Annotated in this window: 1 protein-coding gene and 1 pseudogene; both read left to right on the plus strand. The window is 47.5% G+C overall.

All coding sequences use genetic code 11. From position 1 onward, the window contains the following. Positions 1–206, plus strand: a pseudogene (locus F8S12_RS40280) (hypothetical protein); the annotation flags it as partial. A gap of 25 nt (positions 207–231) precedes the next feature. After that, a complete protein-coding gene (sat, locus tag F8S12_RS04240) occupies positions 232–1,410 on the plus strand; it encodes a sulfate adenylyltransferase (protein WP_196515026.1) in 1,179 nt (392 codons plus the stop codon). The last annotated feature ends 93 nt before the right edge of the window (positions 1,411–1,503 follow it).

Below are 1,503 nucleotides of genomic sequence, written 5' to 3' on the forward strand. Positions count from 1 at the left end.
GAAGCAATTCGCTTGCGGTTGGGATTGCAACTCTTGGAGACGCTCCGCAAACGCTCGCAATGACTGTAAATATTTTTGTACATCTAATTTATCTCAGTTCATCCCCATGCCCCATGCCCAATGCCCCATGCCCAATGCCCCATGCCCAAACTCTTTATTTCTACGTACCAGCATTTGATAAGTTAGTACATAATCTGAAACAATAGCAGTAAAAGTAAAGAGGGGATTACATTGAGTCAAAATCCAGATGCCATAGCCCCCCACGGTGGACAGTTGGTTAACCGTATCGCCACACCAGAACAAAGAGCAGAGTTTCTCTCAAAAGCTGACTTTTTGCCGCGAGTGCAACTTGACGATCGCACCGTTTCTGATGTAGAAATGATTGCGATCGGTGCTTTTAGTCCATTGACGGGTTTCATGAACCAAGAAGACTGCGATCGCACCGTTACAGAAATGCGACTAGCTAACGGTCTTGTGTGGTCAATTCCAATTACACTATCGGTAAGCGAAGAAGTAGCTTCCCCCTTGCAAGAAGGCGGTTTAATCCGTCTGGATAACTCCAGAGGCGAATTTATTGGAGTTTTGCAACTTACGCAAAAATATCACTACGACAAAAGCCGCGAAGCAATAAAGGTTTACCGCACTGATGACGCCAAACATCCAGGCGTACAAGTACTCTACAGCCAAGGGAACGTACATCTTGCTGGCGATATTTGGCTACTACAACGCGAACCTCATCCCCAGTTTCCCACCTATCAAATTGATCCGGCTGCCTCACGCGAGTTGTTTCGAGAAAATGGTTGGAAAACAATTGTCGGTTTCCAAACTCGTAACCCCATCCACCGCGCTCATGAATATATCCAAAAGTGCGCGTTGGAAACAGTAGATGCGCTATTTTTGCATCCATTAGTCGGGGTTACAAAAGATGATGACATTGCCGCCGACGTGCGGATGCGCTGCTATGAAATTTTGCTAGAACACTACTACCCCCATGACCGGGTAGTTTTGGCAATTAATCCAGCCGCAATGCGTTATGCTGGGCCTCGTGAGGCAATCTTCCATGCTTTAGTCCGCAAAAACTACGGCTGTACTCACTTTATCGTCGGAAGGGATCATGCTGGCGTTGGCGACTATTACGGCACTTACGATGCTCAGTACATCTTTGACGAGTTTGAGCCAACTGAATTGGGAATTGTGCCAATGAAATTTGAACACGCTTTCTACTGCACACGTACTAAGCAGATGGCAACATCTAAAACCAGTCCCAGCAAGCCAGAAGAACGTATTCACCTATCGGGGACAAAAGTCCGGGAAATGCTGCGTCGCGGTGAGTTACCCCCACCAGAATTTTCCCGTCCTGAAGTGGCGGCAGAGTTGGCGCGGGCAATGCAAATACAAATACCGGCTTAGGGCATTGGGCAAAAACAGTTCCGAGTTCCGAGTTCCGAGTTCTGAGTTCTGAGTAAAGAAGTGAGATTCCCAATTTCCCACTCCCCACTCCCC

The sequence above is a fragment of the Nostoc sp. WHI genome, assembly GCF_015714725.1.
Taxonomy (GTDB): domain Bacteria; phylum Cyanobacteriota; class Cyanobacteriia; order Cyanobacteriales; family Nostocaceae; genus Nostoc.